General features: G+C 69.6%; 17 protein-coding genes. 15 read left to right on the forward strand and 2 right to left on the reverse strand.

The genetic code is table 11. The features are described 5' to 3' along the window. Window positions 1-27: 27 nt before the first annotated feature. Together DWG18_RS14095 and DWG18_RS14100 are read left to right on the forward strand one after the other, a co-directional pair. Window positions 28-1,767, forward strand: coding sequence for a ShlB/FhaC/HecB family hemolysin secretion/activation protein (locus tag DWG18_RS14095; RefSeq protein ID WP_115647774.1), 1,740 nt, complete (start codon window positions 28-30; stop codon window positions 1,765-1,767). A gap of 11 nt (window positions 1,768-1,778) precedes the next feature. After that, window positions 1,779-6,905, forward strand: coding sequence for a YDG domain-containing protein (locus DWG18_RS14100; RefSeq protein WP_115647775.1), 5,127 nt, complete (start codon window positions 1,779-1,781; stop codon window positions 6,903-6,905). A gap of 69 nt (window positions 6,906-6,974) precedes the next feature. Here the strand turns inward: DWG18_RS14100 and DWG18_RS14105 are convergent, their stop codons facing one another. Further along, window positions 6,975-8,462 carry an AAA family ATPase gene (locus tag DWG18_RS14105; protein WP_115647776.1) on the reverse strand — a complete coding sequence of 496 codons (1,488 nt, stop codon included), beginning with the start codon at window positions 8,460-8,462 and terminating at the stop codon, window positions 6,975-6,977. A gap of 164 nt (window positions 8,463-8,626) precedes the next feature. On the opposite strand from DWG18_RS14105, the gene DWG18_RS14110 reads away from it, so the two are divergent. The 12 genes from DWG18_RS14110 (at window position 8,627) to DWG18_RS14165 (ending at window position 19,191) form a co-directional block, all read left to right on the forward strand. Beyond that, window positions 8,627-9,103 (forward strand): histidine phosphatase family protein, encoded by a 477-nt coding sequence (locus tag DWG18_RS14110; protein WP_115647777.1) that lies wholly within the window; start codon window positions 8,627-8,629, stop codon window positions 9,101-9,103. After that, window positions 9,100-9,645 (forward strand): YceI family protein, encoded by a 546-nt coding sequence (locus DWG18_RS14115; RefSeq protein ID WP_162823869.1) that lies wholly within the window; start codon window positions 9,100-9,102, stop codon window positions 9,643-9,645. The genes DWG18_RS14110 and DWG18_RS14115 overlap by 4 nt, the downstream gene beginning before the upstream one ends. 13 nt (window positions 9,646-9,658) lie before the next feature. Further along, the gene (locus tag DWG18_RS14120) at window positions 9,659-11,746 is read left to right on the forward strand and encodes a phospholipase D family protein (protein ID WP_240318542.1); all 2,088 of its coding nucleotides are present in this window, start codon (window positions 9,659-9,661) and stop codon (window positions 11,744-11,746) included. Between the two features lie 83 nt (window positions 11,747-11,829). Continuing rightward, window positions 11,830-12,180 carry a hypothetical protein gene (locus DWG18_RS14125; RefSeq protein WP_115647778.1) on the forward strand — a complete coding sequence of 117 codons (351 nt, stop codon included), beginning with the start codon at window positions 11,830-11,832 and terminating at the stop codon, window positions 12,178-12,180. A 77-nt stretch (window positions 12,181-12,257) separates the two neighbouring features. Beyond that, on the forward strand, window positions 12,258-12,446 hold the full coding sequence (locus tag DWG18_RS14130) for a hypothetical protein (RefSeq protein ID WP_115647779.1): 189 nt from the start codon (window positions 12,258-12,260) through the stop codon (window positions 12,444-12,446). 27 nt (window positions 12,447-12,473) lie between these two features. Further along, window positions 12,474-12,842 (forward strand): PDZ domain-containing protein, encoded by a 369-nt coding sequence (locus tag DWG18_RS14135; protein ID WP_115647780.1) that lies wholly within the window; start codon window positions 12,474-12,476, stop codon window positions 12,840-12,842. Window positions 12,843-12,873: 31 nt separating this feature from the next. Next, window positions 12,874-13,308 carry a hotdog fold thioesterase gene (locus DWG18_RS14140; protein ID WP_115647781.1) on the forward strand — a complete coding sequence of 145 codons (435 nt, stop codon included), beginning with the start codon at window positions 12,874-12,876 and terminating at the stop codon, window positions 13,306-13,308. Between the two features lie 49 nt (window positions 13,309-13,357). After that, window positions 13,358-14,158 (forward strand): lysophospholipid acyltransferase family protein, encoded by an 801-nt coding sequence (locus DWG18_RS14145; RefSeq protein ID WP_115647782.1) that lies wholly within the window; start codon window positions 13,358-13,360, stop codon window positions 14,156-14,158. 6 nt (window positions 14,159-14,164) lie between these two features. Then, a complete protein-coding gene (locus DWG18_RS14150) occupies window positions 14,165-15,154 on the forward strand; it encodes an alpha/beta fold hydrolase (RefSeq protein WP_115647783.1) in 990 nt (329 codons plus the stop codon). 48 nt (window positions 15,155-15,202) lie between these two features. Beyond that, window positions 15,203-17,272 carry a tetratricopeptide repeat protein gene (locus DWG18_RS14155; RefSeq protein WP_115647784.1) on the forward strand — a complete coding sequence of 690 codons (2,070 nt, stop codon included), beginning with the start codon at window positions 15,203-15,205 and terminating at the stop codon, window positions 17,270-17,272. 30 nt (window positions 17,273-17,302) lie between these two features. Beyond that, a complete protein-coding gene (locus DWG18_RS14160) occupies window positions 17,303-17,929 on the forward strand; it encodes a YbhB/YbcL family Raf kinase inhibitor-like protein (protein ID WP_115647785.1) in 627 nt (208 codons plus the stop codon). A 116-nt stretch (window positions 17,930-18,045) separates the two neighbouring features. After that, window positions 18,046-19,191 carry a hypothetical protein gene (locus tag DWG18_RS14165; RefSeq protein WP_115647786.1) on the forward strand — a complete coding sequence of 382 codons (1,146 nt, stop codon included), beginning with the start codon at window positions 18,046-18,048 and terminating at the stop codon, window positions 19,189-19,191. Between the two features lie 81 nt (window positions 19,192-19,272). Here DWG18_RS14165 and DWG18_RS14170 read toward each other — a convergent pair whose 3' ends face one another. Next, entirely contained in the window at window positions 19,273-20,103 is an 831-nt protein-coding gene (locus tag DWG18_RS14170) for an undecaprenyl-diphosphate phosphatase (protein ID WP_115647787.1), read from the reverse strand. 173 nt (window positions 20,104-20,276) lie between these two features. On the opposite strand from DWG18_RS14170, the gene DWG18_RS14175 reads away from it, so the two are divergent. Next, window positions 20,277-21,419 (forward strand): GGDEF domain-containing protein, encoded by a 1,143-nt coding sequence (locus DWG18_RS14175; protein WP_162823870.1) that lies wholly within the window; start codon window positions 20,277-20,279, stop codon window positions 21,417-21,419. Window positions 21,420-21,556 lie beyond the last annotated feature (137 nt).

A 21,556-nucleotide genomic window follows, 5' to 3' on the forward strand; every position in this document is an offset into this window, starting at 1 on the left:
CCGCCCGGGCTCAACAGGGGGAAATCGATGAAGTTGGAAGCGAACACGGCCGTCCGGCCGTTGGCGCGCGGCATTGCCGTGGCTCTGGGTTTGGTGCTGGTCGCACCGGCATTCGCGCAGGTCGCGCCGATCCGTCTGCCGGGGCAGACCGCGCAGGACGTCGATCCGGCGCGTCGCACGCCAGCGGTCCCGCCGGCGCTCATCGATCCCTCGACGCTCAGCGTCGCCGGCGCCTGCCCGTTCGCCGGCAAGGGCGAGGTCACGCTCACGCGCATCGACGTGACGGGCGCGACGCTGGTCGCGCGCGACATGATCGACGCCGCCGTCGTCGACCTGCTGGGCCATCCGGCCGACGCCGCGGTGCTGTGCACCGCGCGCGATCGTGTCGCTGCGGTCTACGCGCGGCAGGGCGAGGCGCTCGCCGCAGTCGACATTCCCGAGCAGAACATCACCGCGGGCGTGCTGACGCTGCGCGTGACCGAAGGCCGCGTGCGCAACGTCGTCGTCGAGAACGCCGAGGCGATGGGCCCGTCGGCCGCACTCGCGCGCGCCTATCTCGGCGCGATCGACAACGGTGCGGCGACGCACTGGTCCGACGTCGAGCGCGCGTTCCTGCTCACCCGCGAAATTCCGGGCGCTGACATGCGCTTCGCGCTGCGTCGCACCGCTGACGGCAGCACCGACGGCCTCGAGGTCGTCGCCACCGCCGCGCCGCGCCGCGTCGTCGACATCGGCATCGGCGCGCACAACCTGGGCTCGGAAGAACTCGGACGCGAGAACGTGTCGCTTCGCGTCGACGGCAACAGTTTCACGCGCTTCGGCGATCGCAGCAGTCTGGTGCTGTCGTCGAGCCTGGGCGGCGAGCAGAAGGTCGCGCAGTGGCTCGAAGAGGTGCGCGTCGGCGCGTCCGGTTGGACGCTGTTCGGCGACTTCGCCTACGGGCGCTCGCGTCCGGGTGGTGGATTGGAAGCGCTCGAACTCGAAGGTCATTCGAGCGTGGCGCGCCTCGGCGCGCGCTACGCGGCGGTGCGCACGCGCGCATTGTCGGTCGACAGCGCGCTTCGCATCGACGCGATCAACCAGACCAACGACCTCGGCCTGTTCCGCAGCGTCGGCCTGGGCACGATCCCGCTGTTCGACGAGAAGCTGCGGGTGCTGTCGTTCGAAACCAACGCGCGCTGGCAGCGCCCCACTTCGGGCCTTGCAGCGACCGGCACCCTGGAGTTGCGCAAGGGCCTCGGCATCTGGGGTGCGAGCGAAGCCGGCGATGACCTGCTTTCGCGCGCGGAGGCGCAGCCCGACTTCGTATCGGCGCGACTCGGGCTGGGCGCGCGCTGGTCGGCGCGCGCGGCGTCGGCGAGCACGCCGTTCCTCGCCTTCAACGGTGCCGCGCAGTGGTCCAACGCGCCGCTGCCGGCGTACGAGGAATTCCAGGCCGGCAACTACACGGTCGGCCGCGGCTTCGACCCCGGCGCGGCGTCCGGCGACAGCGCCGTCGCCGGCCAGTTCGAAGCAGGTTGGGATTTCCGGCGCGACGCACTGTCGAGCAGCGTGTTCGCGTTCGTCGACATCGCGCACCTGTGGAACCGCGACGTCGCCAGTTATGACGCCACGCTGCGTTCGATCGGCCTCGGCGCACGGGCCTACACGCGTTACGGCCAGCTCGCGCTGACCTGGGCGGTGCCGCAGACCGGGACGTTCCCGGGCGACGACAAGCGCGACGCGCGCCTGCTGTTCACGTTCAACCACACCTTCTCGATCCGCTGAGGACGACGACCATGACTTCTTCGAATACCCATCGCGGGCTCACCGTCGGCGTTCTGTTCGCGGCAATGGCGCAGGTGCTGTGGCCGGCGCAGGCCGCTGCCCAGTCCTTGCCCACCGGAATCGGCGCGACGACCAACGCCAGCGTCAACACCGTCGGCAACACGATGACGGCGACGGTCACCGCGCCGCGCGCGATCATCAACTGGAACGCGTTCAACGTCGGCAACGGCTACACGTTCCAGGCCAACGGGCCGGGCAACTTCATCCTGGTCAACCGCGTCACCGGCGCGACCTTCAGCACGATCGACGGCCTCGTGCAGTCGTCGGGCAACGTGTGGCTGCTGAACAGCAACGGCATCGTGGTGGGCAGCACCGGGCGCTTCAACGTGGGCGGCCTGCTGTTGTCCACGGCGAACCTCGCCGACGTCGATATCCTCGACGGCAATTCCGCATTCGCGTTCGCGGGTTCCGGCAGCACCGGTGTCTCGATCGCGCCCGGCGCGCAGCTGACGGCGAATACCGGCGGCATCTTCGTGCAAGGCAATTTCGTCGACTCGAGCGGCACGCTCGTTTCGCCCGGCACGAACGCCCTGATCGGCTCCGGCGGCATGACGGTGACGTTCGACGCGAACCTCGCAGCGATCACCACGCTCGACCTCGGCGTTGGCAGCAGCCAATCGAATGCGCTGACCGTTCGCACCGGCGCGGCGTTCACCGGCACCCGCAACCTGCTGATCGCCGCGGGCATGACCAATACCCAGGGCAACGTGCTTCTGGCCAACCCCGGCGGTGCGAGCGACATCGTCTTCAACGCGGGCAGCGTGGAGTTGGTATCGCGCGACGCAAACTTCACGGCGCAGCGCGGGATCACCACGCCGGGCGACCTGTCCATCACTGCGGGCGAAATGCTCGACACCGGCGATGGCCCGACGGTGGGCGGCAACTATGCGGTGACGGCGAAAGACTTTACCGGCGGTGCTTTCAACCCGGTCTTCCTGAGCCCGACGGGCTCCATGTCGATCACGGACACCGCGGGCGGGCTGAGCATCGCGGGTGCGTTTGTCCACGCACCGGGTGACCTCAACATCACCACGACGAATGGCGGCTCGTTGGGCATCCTCAGCTTCGGCGCGCCGCTGTCGTCCGACAACGGCGTCGTTCGGCTGACCACCATCGGTGGCGGTTCGATCGATCTGAGCGGTGACCTCGGCAGCAGCGGCCATACGGTCATCCTCGACTCCAGTAGCAGCATCAACCAGTCAGGCGGTGCCCTCGTGGCCGGCACGCTGCAGGCCACGGCACGCGGCGGCATCACGCTCGGCGGCAGTAACGCCTGGGCGAGCGCTCAGTTCACGAATTCGATCAGCGGCGATGTCAGCGCGAACTCCACCACCGCGTGGACGCTCGGCAACTCCTCGAACAGCGCGGGTTCGCTGTCCTTCGCGGGCCCGCAGATCGGCGTCGCCGGCAATGTGCTCGCCACCGGCGACATCACGCTCACCGGCAACGTCGTGCTCAACGGCGACACGTCGATGCAGTCGGGCGGTGGCGCCGTGCTGCTCGACGGAACCGTCGACGGCAGCGGCTCGCCATCGAACCTGACGGTCAGCAGCGCGAACGGCACCACTATCACCGGCAACGTCGGCGCGACGACCCGGCTGTCGTCGCTCACCGTGAACGGTGCAGCGCAGTTCGACGGCGGCAGCGTGCGCACCACCGGTGCGATCGACCTCGACGCGGTCACGCTCGGCGCGGTCAATCCGTTCGTATTCAATTTGACCGGCGGGTCGTTCACCGCGGCGTCGGTGAATTCGCCCAATTCGACGCTGCAGGTCACGGCGAACGGCATCCAGATCGGCGACCTCACCGTCGGCGATTACAACGGCGGCGTCTTCCGTTCGGCCTTCCTCAACGCCGGCGCGGGTGCGATCACGCTGGGCAACGCGTACACCGGCGCGCTGCAGGCCAACGCGGGCAGTGCGTTCACCGTCACCGGTGCGCTCGACACCATCCGCCTCTCGGGCACCGTCGGCGGCGCCGCGACGCTCAGCGGCAACAACCACATCAACTCGATCGGCCCGTTCTCCTCGAACGGTCTGGTGCTGCGCGATCTCAACAGCCTGACGGTCGACAACGTCGTCAATGCAGGCAGCGGGGACGTGCGCATCGAGGTGGTCGGCGACAACGCGCAGATCGATGCAGGCGGCCAGATCATCGGACGCGATGTTGCCCTGTCGTCCAACAACTTCTACAACCAGTCGGGCAGCGACGCCGTCGTCGCGAGCGGGCACTGGGTGATCTACCAGCAGTCCCCGTCGCCGTTCCCGTCGTACGACAACCTCGACAGCGGGCAGACGGCCATCTGGGGCAAGACGATCAACACGCTGACGCCGTCGTCGGTGGCCGGCAACCGCTACGTCTTCGCCTTCGCGCCGACGCTGACCTTCACCACCACCGACACGACCAAGACCTACGGCACCGACCTCACCGGTTCGGCCGGCAGCTTCTACACGGTCACCGGCTTCCGCCCGGGCGTGGCGGGCGCGTACCTCGGCGACACCGCGGCGAACGTGTTCACCGGTGCGCCGACGGTCGCGTCCGGCGGTTTCGCGACGCGCGCTCCTGTCGCGGGCGGCCCGTACGCGATCACGATTGCGAACGGCTCGCTGGTGAGCACCAACGGCTACACCTTCGCGTTCAACAACGCGGGCCGGGTGACGGTCGATCCGAAGGCGCTGACCGGCACGCCGACCGCCACCACCAAGACCTATGACGGCACCACCAACGGCAGCGGCACGATCGCGCTCTCCGGCCTCGTCGCCGGCGACACCGTCGGTGCGACCGGCACCTTCACCTTCCTCGACAAGAACGCGGGCGTCGGCAAGACGGTGAACATCAGCGGCGCCACGCTCAACGGCACCGACGCCGGCAACTACACGCTGACGCTGCCCGCATCGACGATCGGCGACATCCTGCAGAAGGCGATCACCGGCACCGGTACGGTCACCACCAAGACCTACGACGGCACCACCAACGGCAGCGGCACGATCACGCTGTCGGGCGCCATCGGCGGCGACGACGTCGCTGCGGGCGGCACGTTCACCTTCGTCGACAAGAACGCGGGCACCGGCAAGACCGTCACGCTGTCGGGCGTCACCCTCAGCGGCGCGGACGCGGGCAACTACACGCTCACGGTGCCGTCGTCGCTGCTCGGCGACATCCTGCAGAAGGCGATCGCGGGGACGGTCACCGTCGCCACCAAGACCTACGACGGCAACGCGAACGGCAGCGGCACGGTCACGCTCGGCGGCGTGCTGGGCGGCGACGCCGTGAACGGTTCGGCCACCTTCACCTTCAGCGACAAGAACGCGGGCACGGGCAAGACGGTCACCGTGTCCGGCGCCACGCTGTCGGGTGCGGACGCGGGCAACTACACGGTCACTCTCCCCGCCTCCACGCTCGGTGACATCCTGCAGAAGGCGCTGACGGGCACGCCGGTCGTCACCACGAAGACATACGACGGCACGACCGCCGGCAGCGGCACGATCGGTCTCACTGGCGTCGTCGCGGGCGACAGTGTCGGCGCGACCGGCACGTTCACGTACGCCGACAAGAACGCGGGCACCGGCAAGACCGTTACCGTCTCGGGCACCACGCTCAACGGTGCGGATGCGGGCAACTACACGCTTACGGTGCCCGCCAGCGTGCTCGGCGACATCCTGCAGAAGGCCATCAACGGCACCGCCACGGTCGCGACGAAGACCTACGACGGCACGACCAATGGCAGCGGCACGATCGCGATCACTGGCGTCGTCGCAGGCGACGACCTCGGGGTCTCGGCGACGTTCACCTTCGCCGACAAGAACGCGGGCACGGGCAAGAACGTCACCGTCAGCGGCGTCACGCTGAACGGCGCGGATGCCGGCAACTACGTCGTCAACGTGCCGGCCTCGGCGCTCGGCGACATCCTGCGCAAGGCGATCACGGGCACGGTGACGGTCACCACGAAGATCTACGACGGCACCACGGCCGCGACCGGTACGTTCGGTCTGGCCGGCACGGTGGCCGGCGACAACGTGGGCGCGACCGGCACGTTCGCGTTCGCGGACAAGAACGCGGGCACGGGCAAGACGGTCAACGTGTCCGGTACCGCGCTCACCGGGACCGACGCGGGCAACTACACGCTCACCGTGCCGACGACCGCCACCGGCACGATCCTGCAGAAGGCGCTCACCGGCACGCCGACGGTCGCGACCAAGACGTACGACGGCAACACCGCCGGCACCGGCTCGATCGCGTTGAATGGTGTGGTCGCCGGTGACACGGTGGGCGCGACGGGCACGTTCGCCTATGCCGACAAGAACGCCGGCACCGGCAAGCTCGTCACCGTCAGCGGCGTCACGCTGAACGGTGTCGACGCGGGCAACTACACGATCGGCGTGTCGGCCTCCGCGCTCGGCGACATCCTGCGCAAGTCGATCACCGGCACCGCGACCGTCAGCAACAAGACCTACGACGGCACGCGCACGGGCACCGGTTCGATCGCGTTGAACGGTGTGGTGGCCGGCGACACCGTCGGCGCCACGGGCACGTACACCTTCAGTGACGCGAATGCCGGCACGGGCAAGACCGTCGCCGTCGGCGGCGTGGCGCTGACCGGTGCGGACGCGGGCAACTACACGATCGTGGTGCCGGGTTCGACCGTCGCGGACATCCTGCGTCGTGCCATCACGGTCACCGCGAACCCGCTGAACAAGCTCCAGGCCACACCGGATCCGGCGCTGACCTACGGCGTCACGCAGGGCGCGCTGGTGGCCGGAGACACGCTGTCGGGCAGCCTCGTGCGCGCACCGGGTGAAACGACGGGCCAGTACGCGATCGGGCAGGGCACGCTCAACGCGTCGGCGAACTACCAGCTCACGTTCGTCGGCTCCACGCTGACCATCGTGCCTCTGGCGCTGGACCCGAGTGATGGCGCGGCGCTCACCGCGAGCGTGGGCGAGGTGGTGCGTTATCTCGACGAGACCAACGCCTCGTCGGAGCGCGACGCTGCTCCGCTCGAGATCGTCGACGACCGTCGCCCGTGCGATCCGACCGACGATCGCGCGAACGCATGCGGTGCGGGCCGCCCGTACTGAGTCATCGGTTCCAACCGCAGTGAACGACGAGCCCGGCCCCGCGCCGGGCTCGTCGCATTCGGGGTGCGGTCAGTCCGCCGGCACCGTGCGGCCCTGCGCCCACTCCCGCAGCGCGGCCACGCGCTCACCCATCACCACCGACAGCGGGCGCGTGCTGCGCAGCTCGCCACGCAACGTGAAGTCCGACAGCGGCACGCCCGCGGCATGTGCGGCGTAGAGGCCCGACACGATTGCCTGCTCGATCTCCGCGCCGGAGAAGCCGTCGCTCGCATTCGCCAGCGCAGCGATGTCGAATGCCGCGGCATCGAGTCCGCGCTTCTTCAGGTGCACGCGAAAAAGCTGCTCGCGCATCTCCGTGGTGGGCAGGTCGACGAAAAAGATCTCGTCGAAGCGCCCCTTGCGCAGGAGTTCGGGCGGCAGCGCGTCGATCTGGTTCGCGGTGGCGACGAGGAACACCCGCGACTTGCGCTCGGCCATCCACGTCAGCAGGAAACCGAGCACGCGGCGCGAGACCCCACCATCGCCGTTGCCTTCGTCGGTCGACAGGCCCTTCTCGATCTCGTCGATCCACAGCACGCAGGGCTCGAGCTGTTCGACGGACTCCAGCGCCTGGCGCAGGTTCTTTTCCGTCTCGCCGTGGAACTTGTCGTAGAGCGTGCCGAAGTCCAGGCGCACCAGCGGCACCGCGAAACCCGCGGCGACGGCCTTGGCCAGCATCGACTTGCCGCAGCCCTGCACGCCGAGCAGCAGCACGCCCTTGGGCGGATCCAGCCCCGGCGGCGGTTCGGCGGCGAGGAACACGTTCTTGCGCTGGCCGACCCAGCGCTTGAGGCTGCGCGCGCCGGCAACGTCGTCCATCTGCGCGGCGTCGTATTCGTAGTGCAGGTGGCCGCTGCGGTTGAGCAGTTCGAACTTGAGCTTGGCGAGCTCGGGCAGGTCGTCGGCGTTGAGCGCGCCGTCGCGGAAGATCAGGTGGCGCGCGATGCGGCGCACGTCGACCGGATCCAGTCCGCGCAGGTTGCGGACAATCTGCTGCGCCGCCTCGGCGTCGACCTGCACGCGGCGCCCGCCGTTCTCGCGCGCATAGGCGTCGGCTTCCTCGCGCACGATCTTCAGTCGCGCGTTCGCGTCCGGCATCTGCGGGCGGTAGCGCACCGCCAGCGATTCGATATCGGGCGGCAGCTCCACGTTCTGTCCGACCAGCACGATCACGTGCGGCTGGCAGTCGCGACGCTGCACCAGGTCGCGCAGCATGCGCTGGCTACCGGCGTAGCCCAGGTAGGGATGCATGTCGAACAGCACGTAGATGCCGCGCTGCTCGGCATCGCGCATGGCCTGGAACGTGCTGCTCGCGTCCGGCGCGATGTGCGGCGGATCCTCGCGGTCGAAATCGAGCCGGCGCAGGCCTTCGGTGATCGACCACCGGTACAGCTCGCGCCAGACGTGCATCAGCGCCTGCCGGAACAGCTCGACGACGCGCGCCTCGTCGCGGGTCTCGATGACGATCAGCGGGGTGTTCGCGCGGATCAACGCGACGAGGTCGTGCAGTTCACTCATTGCGGACACATCGGAGCCGGGCGTCCCGCGCCGGCGGAGCGCGAATGATACGGGTCGTGCGCGATACGCCGCCGACGCGCCGCGCGGTGTAGCCTCGATGGCAAGCGTTCACTTCGCGGCGACCGCGAAGCCCCAAGCTGATCCCCGACCGGAGCCCGTCGACCATGCGCCATCTGATCCTGCTGCGACACGCCCACGCCGAAGCCCTGCAGTCCGGGCAGACCGATGCCGACCGTCCCCTGTCGGCCGTCGGGCATGCCGAGGCCGAGGCGGTCGGGCGCTGGCTGGTCGAGCACGGTGGCGCGCCCGACTGCGTGCTGCTCTCGCCGACCGTGCGCACGCGGGAGACGCTCGAGGACGTGATGCGCGTGACCGGCTACATCGACCAGCGCATCGAACCGGAGATCTACGAGGCCACGCCCGGCCAGCTGATCGAGATCGCCGACCGCTACCGCGACAAGCGCAACGTCATGCTGGTCGGCCACAACCCGGGCCTCGAACAGCTCGTCGCGCTGATGGCGAGTGGGCAGTCGGGCGACTACCGCGGCATGCCGCCCGCCGGCATCGCCGTGCTCTCGATGCCGGCCGACGCCGCGCTCGAACCCGGCGTCGCCGAGCTCACCCAGTTCTGGTGGCCGTGACGCCGCGCATCCTCCTATCCGCGCTGCTCGGCCTCGCCTGCGGTCCGGGCTTCGCGCAGGCGCTCGACACGGCGCGCTCGCGCATCGATTTCGATCTGCATACGCGCATCGGTTCGCAGGTGCGTGGGCAGTTTCCGCTGGCCGAAGGCCGCGTCGACACGCTGGCCGACGGCCGTCGCCAGGTGCACATGCGCCTGGACGCACGTGGCCTGCGCATCGGCAGCTCCGACTACTACACGCGGCTGGCGCGTGGGCCGGCGCTGTTCGACGTCGAGCGCTATCCGGCCATCGAGTTCACGTCCGACCCGTACCCGGCGACGTTCGCGCACGTCGGCGGGGTGATGGAGGGCGTGCTGCGCATGCATGGCGTCGAACACCGCGAACGTTTCGAACTGGCCGCCGCGACCTGCACGCGGCCGGGGTACGACTGTCCCATCCTCGCCTCCGGACGCGTGAGTCGCGATGATTACGGTCTCGACGGTTGGCGCTGGGCGCTGGCCGACCGCGTCCGGTTCCAGCTGAATGTCCTGTTCGTCGACTGACACCTCCCTCCTGATGCGCCTGGCCATGGCGGTGCTGCTTGCGGCCGCGCTGGCAGGCTGCGCCGGGCTGTCGTCGCGCGAGATGCGCAAGGTCGATGCCGTGGTGGAAGCCGCGCGTCCCGCCGCGATCGACTGCGACCGCCCCGACGCCTGCGCGCGGCCGTCGCCGCTGCACGAACTCGCCGGTCGCGCGTTCGCCGAGTCGACGCCCGACAAGCCGCGCCACTACACGCTGTTGCTCGACCGCGGTAGCGACGCGTTGCTCGCACGCATCGACCTGATCCGCACGGCGACGACCAGCATCGACCTGCAGACCTACATCTTCGACGAGGACGACTCCGCGCGATTCGTGCTCGACGAACTGATCAAGGCGGCGAAACGCGGCGTGCGCGTGCGCATCCTGATGGACCAGCTCTCCGCGCTGAAGCGCGTGGAGACGCTGGCCGCGCTCGCGGGGGCGCATGCCAACCTCGAAGCGCGCGTCTACAACCCGGTGCTCAGCCGCGCGCGCATCAACTATCCGCAATACGCGCTCGCCGCGGCGTGCTGCTGGCACGACCTCAACCGGCGCATGCACACCAAGCTGCTGCTGGTCGATGGCGCGATCGGCATCACCGGCGGGCGCAACTACCAGGACGACTATTACGACTGGAGCAGCGCGTACAACTTCCGCGATCGCGACGTGCTCATCGCCGGCCCGGCCGCGCGTCAGATGCACGACAGCTTCGAAGGCTACTGGGGCGATCACCGCGCCGTACCGATCGAGCATCTCGCCGACGTCGGGCATCTGCTGATGAAGGACGGCGTTCCCGCGCTGCCACAGGGCGTCGAACATCCCGAACGGCTTACTGCGGCGAAGGCGCTGGTCGACGATCCCGCCTTCGTCAGCTCGCGCCTCATGCAGCACGTGCTGCCCGTCACCGACGTCGAATACGTCGCCGATCCGCCGGGGAAGGTCACCGCCGAAGGCGCGACGTCGCCGGCGACGACCACCCTGCGCGACCTGATCCTCGGCGCCAAGGATCGCGTGATGCTGCAGACGCCGTATCTCGTGCTGTCGGAGCCCGCGCGCGAGATGTTCCGCACGCTGCACCAGCGGCCCGACGCGCCGCGCGTGATCATCTCGACCAACAGCCTGGCCGCGACCGACGCGTTCATCGCCTACGCGCTTTCCTACAAATACAAGCGCCGCTACCTGCGCGAGTACGGTTTCAACATCTACGAGATGAAACCGTTCCCGCAGGACGTGCCGATCGATGTCGCGACGACGGGCGCGGTGCCGGTGGATGTCGTCGCGTCGAGCGCCGTCGCGCCGACCGCGGCCGCCGGCGTAGCGTCCACCTCGAGCACGACCGGCGAACACAGCGTGCAACCGCTCTCGGGCGCGACCGCAGTGGCCTCGGGTGCGCCGAGGTCGCCGTCGTCGACCATCACGCCAGCGGCCCCGTCGCCTTCAACGCCGCCCACGAAGTCGCAGCGCATCGAATGCAATCGCAACAGCGTGGTCGACTGCGAGCTCGCGCGCCAGAACGCGCGGCGCGCGAAGCCGCGTCCGCTCGAAACGGAGTTCGCCGCGCTCGCCTACGGCAGCCCGCGCAGCAATGCGCCGGTGCCGCTGGAGCGCGCCGGCGTGCGCATGGGCCTGCACGCGAAGTCGGTGGTGATCGACGAAAGCGTCGGCATCGTCGGCACGCACAACTTCGATCCACGCGGCGATCACTACAACACCGAGTCGATGGTGGTGATCCGCGACCCCGCCTTCGCGCGCGAACTCGCCGCGAGCATCAGCCGCGACATCTCGCCGGCGAATTCGTGGGTGATCGCGCCGCGCGACAAGGCGCCGGTGCTGTCGGGCGTCGACTATTCGGTGACGAAGGCATCCGAGCAATTGCCGATCTTCGACCTGTGGCCGCGCCGCTACGGCACCAGCTACGAATTCAAGCCGTCGCTGCAGTGCACGCATCCGCTGTATCCCGACGATCCGAAATTCCGCGACTGCTACGAACCGGTGGGCGATTTCCCCGAAGTCGCGATCGGCTTCAAGAGCGTGATGACGCGCATCTTCACCGCGTTCGGCGCGGGGCTGGCACCGATTCTCTGAATCGCTGACGACGCGGGACTCGGCATGTCGCGTCGTCGCGCAGGGCATCCGCCGTCGCGCCGTACCTGATCGTCCGCGACGCCGTGGCGCCGATCGGCTTCATCGCCTTCATCGTCGACGTCTTCGGTGCGGTCGAGCGCGTGCGGCATCGCGCGCACGAGAGGGGCATCCGTCATGCGGAAGTCGTGATTGGGAAATCGGTCGCGATGATCGGCGAGCGCGATGACGTGGCGATGCAAGGTGCCGTGCACGTCGACGTACGCGACGTCGATGCGTGCCATGCGCGCGCGGTAAGCCTGGGCACGCGACGTGGTCTGCCTAGCGGTACTGCAGTGCCGTGTCCGCGACCCGTCGAGCACCGTGGGGTGCCCGGCCACTTACCGGAAAACCGCGGTTTGAGCGGGCTCGACCGGTCTAGTCCGTCGGTGGGGTGACTTCTGGCCCATGTCCAATCGTTTAGGTGTTGTACTCTACCAACACACCGATTCACCAACTCACCAGGGACACCGCCATGAACGCCACCACCCACACCCCGAACCCGACCCCGGTCGAAGTCGCCCGCATCGTCCAGTTCGCCGCCCCCGCCCGCCAGAACCCGTTGGAACGTGACTTCGGCACCGGCTACGGCAAGAGCAGCGGCTACGCCAGCAACCGTCGCTACACCACCGACTGGGCCGGCCCGCGCTTCCGCGTCGCCTGATCCGCCCGCTGACGTCCTGACCGTTCCATGTTCCGACCGACCGCCCTTCGCGCCGCCACCGCCGCCGGCCTCGCCTGTGCCCTGGCCGTGACTCCCGCGAGCGCCGCGAAGGGCCACCTCGGCTTTGCCGTCGAGGTGGAAACGGCGGGGTTCTTCCTGACGCCGAGCCTCGAGCGCGTCCAGGTCACCCGCGTGATCGCGGCGTCGCCCGCGGCCAATGCCGGCCTGCGTGCCGGTGACGCGGTGATCGATATCGACGGCGTCGCCATCAAGGGCGCGCCGGCCAAGCCGCTGGCCGAAAAGCTCAAGTCGGTCGAGCCTGGCGATCATCTGCGCATGACCGTGCGCCACGCCGACGGCCGCGTCGCAACGCTGGATCTCGTCGCCGGCCGCTGAGCCCCGCGACGCCCCGCGCTATCGTGGCGCGATGACCGATTCCCCCTTCCGCGGCACCTCCACGCTCGACGACCTCAACGCGCTGTCCGACGGGACGGCGATGATTCCGCTGGGCATCCGCTTCACCGAGCTCGGCCCCGACTTCCTGCGCGGCACCATGCCGGTGGACGAACGCACACGGCAGCCTTACGGCCTGCTCCACGGTGGCGCGTCGGTGCTGCTCGCCGAAACGCTGGGCTCGACCGCCGGCAACCTGTGCGTGCCGGCGGATCGCATCTGCGTCGGCATCGAGATCAACGCCAACCACGTGCGCGGCGTGCGCGATGGCGTGGTCACCGGCACCGCACGGCCGCTGCACGTCGGCGCGAGCACGCATGTCTGGGAAATCCGCATCGAGGACGCGCGCGGCAAGCTGGTGTGCATCTCCCGCCTGACCCTCGCGGTGGTGCCGCGCGCGCCGGTTTGACCGCCATTCGCGTTCCCCCGGCGGGCGTGCGTCCGGTATCGTTCCACCGATGATCGCGCCCTCGTCCCCCGCAGGCGCCGCCGTGCCGGGCGCCGTCCTGCGCGCGCCGCGCTACCTGATCCGTGTGCCCGCGCTGCTATGGCATGCGCTGGTCCACCTGCCGCTGACCCTGCTGCTGCTGACGCCGCTTACCCGCCGCTGGCGCTGGGGCGACGAGCCGTTCCAGCACCGCGTGATCCGTGCCTGGTCGGCCGGGCTGATGCGCATTTTCGGTTTCCGCCTGCGGCGCAGCGGCACCCCGCTGAAGGGCGCGACGATGTTCGTCGCCAACCACGTCGGCTGGGTCGACATCTCCATGCTGCACAGCCAGCGGATGATGGGCTTCGTCGCCAAGGACGAGATCTCGCGGTGGCCGGTCGTGGGCTGGCTCGCGTCGCGCGGGCAGACGATCTATCACCGTCGCGGCAGCACCGAATCGCTGGGCGGCGTGCTCGGCGAAATGGTGCGACGCCTCCAGCGCGGCGACTCGGTCGGCGTGTTTCCGGAAGGCGGCACGCGGGGCGGCAGCGAACTCGGACCGTTCCACGCGCGCATCTTCACCGCGGCGGTGGAAGCCGGCGTGCCGGTGCAGCCGGTCGCGCTGATCTACGGCGAGAACGGCGACGCGCAGCAGGTCGTCGCCTTCGGCAAGCGCGAGAGCTTCGCCGCGAATTTCTTCCGCCTGCTCGGCGAACCCACGCGCACCGCGAACGTGCATTTCCTCGAGCCGATTCCGGCGGGCACGGAGGACGGTCGACGCCGCATCGCCGAACTGTCCCGCACGCGCATCCTGGCGGCGATGGGCGGCTGAGCCGCGATGCAGGCCGCCGATTTTGCGCCGCCGTGGTGGCTGCGCGACGCCCACCTCCAGACCGTCGTCGGCACCAGCCTGCTGCGAGGTCGACTGGGTGAAAAACGACTGGCCGCGCGTGCGGCGCGCACCACGCCGCACATCATCGACGCCGGCGACGGCGTGCGCCTGTCCGGCCTGCACGACGAGCCGGCGAACGGCGCATCGAAAGGCCTCGCGCTGCTGCTGCACGGCTGGGAAGGCAGCGTCGATTCCAGCTACATGCGCCTCACCGCGGCCGAGCTGCTCGGCCGCGGGTGGTCGACGTTCCGCCTGAATTTCCGCGACCACGGCGACAGCCATCACCTCAACGAACAGATCTTCCACTCCAACTGCATCGACGAAGTCGTGCGCGCCGCGGTGGAAGTCGCGCGACGCTTTCCGGCGCCGCGCATGCTCGCCGCCGGCTACTCGCTCGGCGGCAACTTCACCTTGCGCCTCGCATTGCGCGCGCCCGACGCGGGACTGCGGCTGGAGCGCGTCGCCGCCGTGTGTCCGGTGCTAGATCCGGCGCACACGATGCACGCGATGGATCGCGGCGTCGGCCTGTATCGGCGCTACTTCGAGCGCAAGTGGCGCGCCTCGCTGGTGCGCAAGCGCGCGCTGTTTCCCCACCTGCTGCACCTCGACGACCGCACGCTCGCGCAGCGCCTGCGTCCGCTGACGCAGTGGCTGGTCGAACGCCACACCGATTTCGGCACGCTGGAAAACTACTTCGACGGCTACACGCTGGCGGGCGAGCGCCTCGCCGCGCTCCAGGTCCCTGCCGAAATTCTGACCGCCGCCGACGATCCGGTGATCCCGGTCGAGGACTTCGAGCATCTGGTGCTGGCCCCAGGAACGCGCCTGACCATCACCCCGCACGGCGGCCATTGCGGGTTCCTGCGCAATGCGCGCCTGGATGGCTTCGCCGAAGCCTGGGTGGCCGACGTGCTGGACCGTCCGGCCGGCGCGTAGCCCCCGCTACAATCCCGGGTCGCCTTTCGCATTTCCCCGGGAATTTCCATGTACGACACCGTGATCGACGCGCTCCGCCGCGGCGCCGCCGGCGAAGCCCTCGCCGCCGCGCAGACGCTCGCCGACCAGCAGCCGGACGACCTGCGCACATTGCGCCTGCTCGCGGCGGCGCAGCGCCTGGCGGGCGACAACGCCGCCGCGATGGCGACGCTCGATCGTTCGCTGCAGCTGGAGCCGGAGAACGCGGACCTCCACCTCGAGCGCGCCGGCCTGCTGCTGCAGTCGCGCGATCTCAGCGGCGCCGAAACCGCGCTCGCCAAGAGCGTCGGACTCGATCCCAACCAGTTCCCGGCCTACATCATCCAGGCGCAGCTCGCGGTCGGCCGCGGCGATCTGGACGAAGCCGAACGCCTCGTGCGCACCGCGGCGCGCATCGCGCCGGAGCATCCCTACGTCGCCGCGGTGGAAGGCGTCGTCGCGCTGCGTCGCGGTCGCGCCGACGAGGCCTTGGACGTGCTGTCGCGCGCGTCGCAGATGGCGCCGGACGAGCCGATGCTGCGCAACTCGCTGGGTTTCGCCTACCTCGCCAAGGGCCACCTCGCGTTCGCCGAACAGGCGTTCCGCGGCGTGCTGCAGTCGACGCCCGACAACGTCGCGCTGCGCGCGCTGATCGCCGACATCGTGCGTCAGCAGGGACGCCCGGGCGAAGCCGCGGAGGAGCTGCAACCGCTGCTCGACGACGACACCATGTCGCCGGCGCTTCATCGCCTCGTCGGGGAACTCGAAATCGAAGCCGATCGCCTCGACAGTGCGCTGCCCCGCCTCAAGCACGCGCTCGCGCGCATGCCGGGCGATCGCCGCACGCTGTCGGCACTGCTCACCGCCTGGCAGCTGCGCGAGGATCGCGACGACGCGCGCAATACGCTCGACGCCGCGCTCGCCACGCATGCGCAGGAACACGACCTGTGGCTCGCACGCCTCGGCGCCGAAGCGTTCGGCAGCGACGAAGCGCGCGCCGTGATCGATCGCTGGCTCGCGGCCATGCCGGATGACGTGCCGGCGCTGCTCGCGCGCATGTCGCTGCACGACCTGCGCGGCGAAAGCGAGCTTGCCGAAGCCGCCGCGCAGCGCGTCGCCGACCTCGAGCCGGGGCATACGCAGGCCGAGATGCGCCTGCTCGACGGCTTGATGACGCGTGACCCCGAGCAGGCGGTCACGCGGCTGCGCAGCCTGATCGAACGCGTCAGTGATCCGCAGGTCGCGCGCGGCCTGCGTCAGCTGCTGGGTTTCGCGCTGGATCGCGCCGGTCGCCCGGCCGATGCGGCGTCGACGTGGTTGGCCCTGCAGCAGGAGATCGTCGACGAACGCCTGCCGCTGCCCTCGGCGACCGGCTTCGTCGGCCCGTGGCCCGAGCTCGCGCCGCTGCCGGACAACGCGCCCGGCGTACTGCTGATGTGGGGCGCGCCCGGTGCGATGGTCGAGCGCCTCGTTCGCACCTTCGAGCTCGGTGGCGCGCCGATGCTCACCGATCGCTTCGGGCCGCAACCGCCGAACGACCCGTTCCAGCGCTTCGACACCGCGCACGCGCTGGTCGCGAAGCAGATCGACGGCGCGTACCTCGCGAGCCAGTGGCGCGCGGGATTGCCGGCGCGCGGCATCGCCGATCGCAACGTGTTCGACTGGCTGCTGCACTGGGACAACGCGTTGCTGCTCGCGCTGCGCCCGTATATGCCCGAAGCGATGCTGATGGTGGCGTTGCGCGATCCACGCGACATGCTGATGGACTGGCTCGCCTTCGGTGGCGCGCTGCCGCTGCGCTTCGAATCGCCGCTCGCCGCGGCATCGTGGCTGGCCGGCGTGCTGTCGCAGATCGCCGACCTGCATGAGCAGGATCTGTTCCCGCATCGCCTCGTCCGCCTGGACGGCATCGAGAACGACCCCGCCGGCGTCGCGCAGGCGCTGGCCGAGTCGATGCAGATCGAAGTGCCGGTGCCGCCGCTGACCTCGTTCGGTCCGGGCCGCTTGCCGTCGGGTCACTGGCAGCGCTTCGCCGGCGTGTTCGACGACGCCTTCGCCGTGCTCGGCCCGGTCGCCGCGCGCCTGGGTTACACCGCCTGATCGATCCGTCCCCTTCCACCGGAGACCGCCATGCGCCTGACCAGTGACAGCTTCGAGCATCGCCAGCGCCTGCCCGCCGAGTTCGCCGCCGGCGTGCGCACGGGCGACAGCGTCGGCTTCGGCCCGAACCGCAATCCGCACCTGCGCTGGGACGACGTGCCGGCGGGCACCAGGTCGTTCGCGCTTCTGGTCGTCGACCCCGACGTGCCGACGGTGCCGGAGATGGTCGGCAAGCCGGGCGTTGAGATCCCGGTCGACCAGCCGCGCTGCGATTTCACGCATTGGGCGATGGCGGACATCCCCGCCGACCTGCGCGAGATCACGGCAGGCAGCGCCAGCGACGGCGTCGTTCCCCACGGCAAAGCGGCGCCCACCGGCCCCGCCGGCAGCCGCCAGGGACTCAACGACTACACCGGCTGGTTCGCCGGCGACGACACGATGAAGGGCGACTGGCGCGGCTACGACGGCCCGTTCCCGCCGCCGAACGACCTGCGCCTGCACCGCTACTTCTTCCGCCTCTTCGCGCTGGACGTTGCCACGCTCGACCTGCCCGAACGCTTCACCTCGGGCGACGTGCTGCGCGCCATGCACGGCCACGTGCTCGGCGAAGCGACCTTGCAGGGCACGTATTCGCTGCATCCGGACGTCAAGGGCTGAGCGGTTCCCGCCGTTAGACTGGGAAGGCGGCCCAGCCGGGGTTCATCGGCCGGGCGCCACGATGCAGTCAAGGTCGGGATGTCGGAGGGCGAGCGGTGCGGCAGTTGGGACGGGTAATGCGGACGGGCCTCGCGGTCGCCATCGTGCTGCTGCTGGCGGCCTGTGACGCGGCACCGCCCCCCGCGACGCATGCCCCGGTCACGCTGGGCGACAACGCCGTCGCGCCGATGCCGGCGGGCGACGACCCGCTGCCGCAGCCGAACGACGACCTCACCGGTACGCACTGGCCCGCCGCCCGCGTCGAGCGGGGTCTCGCCGAAGTCAGCTGCGAACGCGACGACAGCGACGACGCACCGCGCGCCCTCGATTCGCTCGAGTTCTATCCGCTCTACGACGCGCTCGCGTCGTGTGCATCGACCGGTCTGGTGCGCCTGCACTACAGCGGCCGCATCGATGGCGGCTTCACCGAACTGATGCGCCGCGTCTCCGCGATGGCGCAGCGCATGGATCTGCCGGAACGCCTGCTCGACATCGATTCCGCCGGCGGTCACGTCGAAGAGGCGATCCGCGCCGGCGATGCGCTCGCCGACGCGAAGTGGACGGTGCGGGTCAAGAAGGACGCGAACTGCCTGTCGGCCTGCGTGCTCGTGCTCGCGGCGGCGGACGATCGCATCGTTCACGGCAATGTCGGCGTGCATCGCCTGATGCGTGATCGCTCGAATGCCACGTCGCGCAGCGAACTCAACGACGAACTGCGCAACGTCAATGCCATGGTGCGCGACTACTTCGAACGTCACGGCGTCGCGCTCGCCGTCGCTGACCTGATGATGACGGTGCCGAATCGTCGCCTGCGCCTGCTCACGCCGGACGAACTCGACGAATACGGCCTGGTCGGTCGCAACGCCGCGCAGGACGATCTCGATCGCATCGTGATCCGCCGCAAGTGCGGCGAGGATTTCATGCGCCGTCGCGACGCCTTCCAGCGCCAGTTCGAGGCGCGCTGCGGCGTCGACGAAAAGCCGTGGGACGAAGTGACGCGTTGCGGCCTCGACCTGCGCGAGGCCTACGGCTTCCCGGATGCGAAATGCCCGGACGAGACGCCGCTCGCCGATGCGCAGCGACGTCTCGATCTCGAAGTCGCGCGACAGGCGGAACTGGCGGCGGCGACCGCGCGGACGGAATCGACCGCGGCCGCCGAAGGGCCGACAGTCGCCGAGACCACGCGGCCTGCGCACGGCGTCCCGTCGCGCGGCGCACCCTGATCGCTCCGATCTTGGAGGCTCAAAATATCGAAGGCCACGAGGCTTGCGCGTCGTGGCCTTCGTCATTGCGGATTCCGGGGATCAGCTGCCGGTCGGCACCAGTGCGAGCAACGCGATACCGAGCACCACGCGGTAGATCGCGAACGCGGTGAAGCGATGCGTCTGGATGTAGCGCAGCAGCCACTTCACCGACACGAAGGCGGTGATCGTGGACACCACGAAGGCGATGCCGAGCGCACTCCAGTCTTCGCCGGCGACGCCGCCGTCCTTGATCAGGTGCAGCAGCTCGTAGCCCGTTGCCGCGAACATCGTCGGAATGCCGACCAGGAAAGCGAATTCCGTCGCCGCCGCGCGCGACGTCGTGCCGGCGAGCAACGCGACGAAGATCGTTGCCGCCGAACGCGACGTCCCCGGAAATACACCGGCGACGACCTGCGCGACGCCGACGAGCAAAGCGACCGTCCAGCTGATGGTCGTGCGCTCGCCGATCGCCGCCGCGCGCTTCGCCGCGAACACTTCCGCGATCACCATCCACACCGCGCCGATCACCAGTGCCCACGCGACCGGCGTGACTTCGTCGGGCAGCTGGAAGCCGAGCTTCTTCACCACCAAGCCCAGCACGGCGGTCACCAGGAAAGCCGCGCCGAGCTTGATCGCATAGTCCCGCGCCGGCTGGCCGTGCACGTCGGCATTGCCGCGGCCGACGAACGACATCGCGAGCTGCCACAGCCGTTCGCGGTAGATCGCGACCACGGCGAGGATTGCGCCGGCCTGGATCGCGATGTTGAAGAGATCCGAGCGATGCCCGAGCCAGCGCTCCGCGATCAGCAGGTGGCCGGTGCTGGAGATCGGCAGGAACTCAGTGACGCCCTCGATCACGCCGAGCAGGAGGGCTTGCAGGAAGTCGGGCATCACATGCGCCTGGCGAAATGGAGGAGCGATGGTACGGGGCGGCCACGGGGGACGTCAGCCAGAGCACGATGGCGGCCGCACGCGTGTGAACGGTTGGGCGCCGGCATGCGCCCGCCGCTCCAGCGCCTCGTGCCGGTGCCGATACCGGTAGCGGAATGCGTCCGGCTGCCGCCATGAACGACGCCGACCGCCCGCGCGATCCGCGGACGAGCGGACGTCGCCTGATCGATCTCGTCGCCAGCGGCGAGCGTCGTCGTCGCCTGCGTCTCGTGCAATGGCTGATCGCGACACTGGTCTACGCCGGCACGGCGATGCTGCTGCTCGCCGGCGTCCATCAGGGCTGGATGTGCGCCGCCAGCGTGCATGCGTGGATGGGGTTTATCGCCGCCGTACAGCTCGCCAGCTACATCGCGCTGCGCAGCGGTTGGAGCGAGCGCTCACGCGATCCCTCGCTCACCATCTGGCAGCTCGGCCTGGGCGTGGTGGCCGTCAACTGGGGCTACCTGATCTGCGGCCCGATGCGCACGTCCGCACTGTTCCCGCTGATGGTGATCTTCGCGTTCGGCGCGTTCGCGCTGCGCTGGCGGCAGATCGCGATGCTCACGGCGTTCGCGGTGGCCAGCCTCGTCGCCGCGGTGGCGCTGCGCACCGTGCATCCGGAGTGGGCGACGTCGGAGCACGTGGTCGATCCGTTCCGCGTCGACGTCAACAACGTGCTGATGATCCTGGTCGTGCTGCCGGCGCTTGCGGTCATCGCGGCGCGCCTGTCGAGCCTGCGCCAGAAACTGCGCGACCAGCGCACCGCATTGGGCGCCGCGCTCGCGCAGGTCGAGCGCCTCGCCGTCAGCGACGAGCTGACCGGCCTGCCCAATCGACGTTCGATGCAGGCCGAGCTGGAGCGCAGCATCGCGACGTCCGAACGCGGCATCGCCCCGTTCTGCGTCGGCATCCTCGACATCGACCACTTCAAGGCGGTCAACGACGAACTCGGCCACGCCGCCGGGGACGCGGTGCTGCGCAACGTCGCCTGTCTCGGCCGCGAGCAGATGCGTGGCACCGACGTGCTCGGGCGCTGGGGTGGCGAGGAGTTCCTGCTGGTCACGCCGGGCGGGACGGATGCGATGACGGCGGTGCTCGCGCGCATCCGCAAGGCCGTAGCGGCGGGGGCGCATCCGCGCCGACGCGTCACGCTCTCGGCGGGCGTCGCGGTGCATCGCGCCGGCGAAGACGCCGATGCGCTGTTGGCGCGCGCGGACCGCGCCCTCTATCGCGCCAAACACGCGGGACGCGACCAGGTGGCGATCGACGGCGACTGAAGCGACTGCACCGTTGTGGTGCAAACGCGCTCATCTGGTGCACCGGTCTGAAGCAGCGGTTTGCCCGGCCCGTCCTCCGACCCTTATCGATCAATGGCTTGCGCGGCGGCTGCGGTTGGCATCGTCCTTGCTGTGAA

This window comes from Lysobacter sp. TY2-98 (genome assembly GCF_003367355.1).
Classification (GTDB): Bacteria; Pseudomonadota; Gammaproteobacteria; order Xanthomonadales; family Xanthomonadaceae; genus Cognatilysobacter.

What these genes read in the sequence shown, in the direction of transcription:
- DWG18_RS14095 (WP_115647774.1), top strand. Translation starts at nt 28, where the DNA reads ATGAAGTTGGAAGCGAACACGGCCGTCCGGCCGTTGGCGCGCGGCATT.
- DWG18_RS14100 (WP_115647775.1), top strand. Translation starts at nt 1,779, where the DNA reads ATGACTTCTTCGAATACCCATCGCGGGCTCACCGTCGGCGTTCTGTTC.
- DWG18_RS14105 (WP_115647776.1), bottom strand. Translation starts at nt 8,462, where the DNA reads ATGAGTGAACTGCACGACCTCGTCGCGTTGATCCGCGCGAACACCCCG.
- DWG18_RS14110 (WP_115647777.1), top strand. Translation starts at nt 8,627, where the DNA reads ATGCGCCATCTGATCCTGCTGCGACACGCCCACGCCGAAGCCCTGCAG.
- DWG18_RS14120 (WP_240318542.1), top strand. Translation starts at nt 9,659, where the DNA reads ATGCGCCTGGCCATGGCGGTGCTGCTTGCGGCCGCGCTGGCAGGCTGC.
- DWG18_RS14130 (WP_115647779.1), top strand. Translation starts at nt 12,258, where the DNA reads ATGAACGCCACCACCCACACCCCGAACCCGACCCCGGTCGAAGTCGCC.
- DWG18_RS14135 (WP_115647780.1), top strand. Translation starts at nt 12,474, where the DNA reads ATGTTCCGACCGACCGCCCTTCGCGCCGCCACCGCCGCCGGCCTCGCC.
- DWG18_RS14140 (WP_115647781.1), top strand. Translation starts at nt 12,874, where the DNA reads ATGACCGATTCCCCCTTCCGCGGCACCTCCACGCTCGACGACCTCAAC.
- DWG18_RS14145 (WP_115647782.1), top strand. Translation starts at nt 13,358, where the DNA reads ATGATCGCGCCCTCGTCCCCCGCAGGCGCCGCCGTGCCGGGCGCCGTC.
- DWG18_RS14150 (WP_115647783.1), top strand. Translation starts at nt 14,165, where the DNA reads ATGCAGGCCGCCGATTTTGCGCCGCCGTGGTGGCTGCGCGACGCCCAC.
- DWG18_RS14155 (WP_115647784.1), top strand. Translation starts at nt 15,203, where the DNA reads ATGTACGACACCGTGATCGACGCGCTCCGCCGCGGCGCCGCCGGCGAA.
- DWG18_RS14160 (WP_115647785.1), top strand. Translation starts at nt 17,303, where the DNA reads ATGCGCCTGACCAGTGACAGCTTCGAGCATCGCCAGCGCCTGCCCGCC.
- DWG18_RS14165 (WP_115647786.1), top strand. Translation starts at nt 18,046, where the DNA reads ATGCGGACGGGCCTCGCGGTCGCCATCGTGCTGCTGCTGGCGGCCTGT.
- DWG18_RS14170 (WP_115647787.1), bottom strand. Translation starts at nt 20,103, where the DNA reads ATGCCCGACTTCCTGCAAGCCCTCCTGCTCGGCGTGATCGAGGGCGTC.
- DWG18_RS14175 (WP_162823870.1), top strand. Translation starts at nt 20,277, where the DNA reads ATGAACGACGCCGACCGCCCGCGCGATCCGCGGACGAGCGGACGTCGC.